Source organism: Paenalcaligenes sp., from assembly GCF_030152715.1.
Classification (GTDB): domain Bacteria; phylum Pseudomonadota; class Gammaproteobacteria; order Burkholderiales; family Burkholderiaceae_B; genus Paenalcaligenes; species Paenalcaligenes hermetiae.
The window spans coordinates 1-4,539 of record NZ_JASLIX010000124.1 but is presented as its reverse complement, the minus strand read 5'-3'; the positions used below and the strand labels follow the sequence as shown (position 1 = coordinate 4,539).

Below are 4,539 nucleotides of genomic sequence, written 5' to 3'. Positions count from 1 at the left end.
GTGCTTATATAAATCCGCAAAACCCACTGGATCCTCGGGTCCCCAGACGGGTATGGTTATACCCAGCCCCCAGCGCAGGGTCAATAACCCCTGAGCATGATCCGCATGATAATGGGTTTGTAATATTCCCGCTAAACTAGGCGGGGGAAATAACTCCCTCAAATCCGTTCTGCCACTATCAATCAGCCATTTTTTATCATCGATCGTTAACATAGCACTGCTAGGGCGGCGTCGAAAAGACACCCGCACACGCGCGCGAGTGCATGCCGCGCATGAACAGTTATACACAGGCACCTGTGCTGAATCGCCAGTTCCTAAAAAAGTAAAACTAAACATATATCCATGCGCCTTATCACGTAGTGATTCCTTATAACTTGAAACTATGTTAGTTCCTAGGATAACAAACATCCATCATGCCAAGCTCTGATATGTTATAACATAACAAACCAAACAAGCGATTTCACGCCCATAGAGAACTGATATTGACCATGCCCGTAAAAAAAACCACCCGCTCGGCCGCGCGCACTCTAGGAGCTGTCCTCTTCGGTTTTAGTATTACCATCATCCTTTTGTATTTTCTCGTGCCATGGAATCAAGTAATGATGTGGGTGATGACGACTCAAGCCAAACTACACCATCAACTTGTAAGTGCTTTAAAAACGGTGTCCAAAAATGATTGGGTTGCGATGGGACCTCTGATTAGTCTGAGTCTACTTTACGGGATTTTTCATGCGGCGGGACCAGGGCACGGCAAAGCGGTGATCACCACCTATCTGGGAACAAGCCAAACCCGGCTGCGCCGCGGTATTTTTTTATCCGTCAGCTCTGCCTTGGTACAAGGGCTGGTGGCCATTATCCTCGTTGAGATCATGGCGAATCTACTGGGCTACTCTTTACGTTACACCCAGCGTACTGCCACCACCGTCGAACAAGCCAGTTTTGTTTTCATCACTCTTCTGGGCGCTGTACTCGCACTGCGTAATGGAAAAAGTCTCTATCGCTATTACACACGCCCCCGCTCCTCAGCCCCCCGTTTATTTACACAAGGAGCAAAAATGCAAGCCTACTGTGTGGAATGTGGGGGTCCCCATTTGTTACATCGTGATCATCTGCATCACGACCTGACTTGGCGCTCTACGCTCGCTATTATTTTTACCATTGGTCTGCGCCCTTGTACGGGTGCGATTTTGGTGCTTCTGGGAGCCTATGCTTTGGGTTTACGCTGGGCCGGAATCCTCGCCGTGATCGCGATGTCCTTGGGCACCGCTTTCACGGTTAGCTTACTGGCCATTACCGCGGTTTCTTTTCGCCAGGTAGCCCTTAAACTTTTTCAGCGCCAACCTTCTTCTCAACGTACAACACTCTTTTTCCCTCTCATTGGGCTTTTTGGGGGCGGGCTGATTTTTTTTATGGGCATCCGATTATTTCAGCACAGCCTCGCTACGCCCGCCAACCCATTATTTTAAGCGGCTCGGCTCTTGGCACTGCAAGTGAACCGTCTCAGCAAAAAGCGCTCCAAACTGCGGCTCCACCTTCATCCCGCTGTCTATGGCGGCGGCCCGTAAAAAGTCCTCGGTAGACGGCTCAGGATACTCCAGACTGAGCTCGCACGTCAGAACCGAATCACCTTGAACCTGTGCCGGCAGTTCTGGATGCTGTAATATTTCTATATAAAAAGATGGGTCAAACACAGCCAGCTCAATGGGCTGCGCCGCGTAAACAGGTGGATCCAGCAACACCGTAAAACGCAGTTTCAGCACCTCGTCTTCCAAGGCCCCCTCGTACTGCACCAGATCACCCAAACCCACTTTTTTTCCCGCCGCTTTCACCTGCAAAAAATACCCAAAAGGTTGCAGTTTTTGCAGCGTATCAGCAGCCCACTCCGTTAAATCCAAGGCCTGCCCCGATCCATCTTGGGTTAACTCATCCAATAAAATTTCCGTGAGCAAATTATCATAGTTCCAATTTTGTGAAATTGCGGTGATATACCCCTCTTGCGACATCAAAAAAGTGGTTCCTACATAAATCCAAGCATGAGGATGCGCCTGTACAGCAAAGGACGCGCTTCCTAAGAACCAAAACACCAATACACGCCGCCACCATCGACCAAACCTCGTCACCTTACACCCCCCCTCGTTAGAAAAAAAGCCGCTCTTTTTTACAAAGAGCGGCTTTTTATAAACCATGATCTTGGTTTAGTCATTCCGACCGGTCACTAAAACCAAGTGATAACCAAACTGCGTTTTCACAGGGCCTTGGACCTCGCCCACTGGGGCACTAAACACTACCTGATCAAACTCGGGCACCATTTGCCCACGACCAAATGTACCTAATGCACCACCTTGTTGCGAAGAAGGACAGCTTGAGTTTTCACGGGCAAGCTGAGCAAAATCAGCACCATTTTCAATCGCTGTTTTTAACTCTAGAGCTTGGGCTTCGGTGTTAACCAAAATATGACTTGCAGAGGCTTGTTGCATGGAATGCTCCTTTTAAAAGTGATCTGTAAGCTTAACGTAGATTCGGTATTCATTTCTACCCATTCATCTGTTTTAGCCCTTTCCGTATTACAACACCAGCACGTTTGGAGCTGTAAACGATACTTTCCAGCACTCAACCAACCCTAATGTACGACTGATACTGCGCACCCTATACAACAATAAAGCGGTGCATGCCGAACTGAGCAAGCACCGCTTTCACACATTAGGACTACATGTGGGCAGCCAAGCATGGCTTAAACCAATATCCAGTCGCCTATTCTTTGACCAAGGCGAGCCCATCAGCGCGTAATGGGACACGTGCTTCTCGTTGCTGCGCTAAAAAACCTTGCAAAAATAACGCTGCCACCAACAGAGTACCCGCGTATAACCAATATAGGCTCGTCACGGACCAGTTTGCTTGCAGCAAATGCCCAGCAACAACGGGCGATGCCATCCCTCCTAAACGGGCAAACGCCAAGACTATTCCAACCCCAGAGCTACGTGTGGCCGCTTCAAAGCTTTGAGGAGCGGTGGCATATAAGCCCGCAATCGAGCCATTGATTAAAAAACCAATCGCCACCCCTAGCAAAATAGCAATGGGCAAAGACCATCCGGTAGCAGGTATGACCACACAAAGCGCCACCGCACCTAATACCATCAGTGACTGCGCTACGCGTTGTAATTGCCACCGGCTCGCTAAAATCCCTAAAGCTAATGCACCAAACATACCGCCCACATGCAAAAGCACACCTCCGGCTACCCCTTTTTCAGCAGATAGCCCGGCTTGTTCCAGTAGTTTTGGGGTCCAGCTTGTTACAAAATAAAAGCTGAACATCAAAGCAAAAAAGCTCCCGCCTAACAACCAAGTGCGCACGGCTCCCGGCGCCCATAATAGCTGCAATGCCTGCAACGCACTGGGCTTGGGCCTTACAGTGGTCTGTAGCTCAACAGAAAAATGACCATGCCCCATGCGCTGTAATAATTGCTGCGCACGTTGCACATCCCCTTTTTTCCGACCTTGGAGCAATTGATCCAACGACTCAGGCAAACCCAATGCCACCAATGCGGCCGCGCCCCACGTCAGAAACCCACCCCAAACGAACACATGTTGCCACGCCCCTCGCTTAAGCAAATAAGCCGCTAGCATCCCACCTAGGGTCGCTCCCAACGCAAAACCCACCGACTGCAAGCCAATTGCTAGGGCACGCCAACGCGCATTTGCATACTCACTCGTTAACACATTGGCATTCACAATGCTACAACCAATACCTATACCGGTCAGCAAACGAAGCATGCCTAGCGTCCATGGGTCTTGTACCCACTCCGTGGCCACCATAAAGGCACCCGCTGCCATCAGACTCCCTAACACCATGGGGCGCCGCCCCCAACGATCCGAAAGCGGCGTCAAAAACACAGAACCCAAAGTCATACCAATAATGCCAGCAGATAATAACCACCCCAAAACCACGGAGTTCAAGTCCCAATCGCTGGCCACCGCTGAGGCAGTAAAAGCCATCACCAACACATCAATACCGTCTATCGCATTGATTAAAAAGCATAAAGCGATGGCTCGCCACTGCAAACGCCCCATCGATGCGGTATCTAAGCGTTGACGCAGGCTAAGGTCAGAAGCAAAAGCCGTCTTGCTCATAGCGCCTGCTGTGGCTCACCCCACACCTCGCGTGCAATCTCCACCACAAAACGCAGTTTTGCTTCTTGTTCGGCTTCACTGATGTTATTACCCTCTTCGGTAGAAGAAAATCCACACTGTGGGCTTAAACATAACTGCTCCAACGGCACATATTGTGCAGCCTCCTGGATACGAGCTTTAATGAGCGCTTTGTCTTCTAGTTCGCCCGTCTTCGTCGTCACCAAACCTAAAACCACTTGCTGATGACCAGGCTTAATAAAGCGCAAGGGCCGAAAATCTCCCGAACGATCGTTATCATATTCTAAGAAAAAAGCGTCCACATTCACTGAGCCAAACAGCAACTCAGCAACAGGCTCGTAGCCCCCCGAAGAGATCCACGTCGAACGGAAATTACCCCGACACACATGCAGC

The 4,539-nt window shown here is 49.9% G+C and carries 4 protein-coding genes and 2 pseudogenes; 1 reads left to right on the top strand and 5 read right to left on the bottom strand.

The window, feature by feature from the left end:
* A pseudogene (locus tag Q1V74_RS10100) lies at positions 1-336 on the bottom strand (phosphonate metabolism protein PhnP); the annotation flags it as partial.
* A 152-nt stretch (positions 337-488) separates the two neighbouring features.
* Here Q1V74_RS10100 and Q1V74_RS10095 point away from each other — a divergent pair.
* On the top strand, positions 489-1,466 hold the full coding sequence (locus Q1V74_RS10095; protein WP_300648612.1) for a nickel/cobalt transporter: 978 nt from the start codon (positions 489-491) through the stop codon (positions 1,464-1,466).
* Here the strand turns inward: Q1V74_RS10095 and Q1V74_RS10090 are convergent.
* From Q1V74_RS10090 to Q1V74_RS10075, 4 genes and pseudogenes are all read right to left on the bottom strand, one after another.
* Positions 1,458-2,120: a DUF1007 family protein gene (locus tag Q1V74_RS10090; RefSeq protein WP_300648610.1), complete on the bottom strand. Its 663-nt coding sequence runs from the start codon at positions 2,118-2,120 to the stop codon at positions 1,458-1,460. The two genes, Q1V74_RS10095 and Q1V74_RS10090, sit on opposite strands and share 9 nt — an antisense overlap.
* 75 nt (positions 2,121-2,195) lie before the next feature.
* Positions 2,196-2,477 (bottom strand): peptidylprolyl isomerase, encoded by a 282-nt coding sequence (locus tag Q1V74_RS10085; protein ID WP_260650320.1) that lies wholly within the window; start codon positions 2,475-2,477, stop codon positions 2,196-2,198.
* Positions 2,478-2,751: 274 nt separating this feature from the next.
* On the bottom strand, positions 2,752-4,128 hold the full coding sequence (locus tag Q1V74_RS10080) for an MFS transporter (protein WP_300648608.1): 1,377 nt from the start codon (positions 4,126-4,128) through the stop codon (positions 2,752-2,754).
* Positions 4,125-4,539: pseudogene (locus Q1V74_RS10075) on the bottom strand (5-methyltetrahydropteroyltriglutamate--homocysteine S-methyltransferase); the annotation flags it as partial. The pseudogene Q1V74_RS10075 and the gene Q1V74_RS10080, both read right to left, overlap by 4 nt.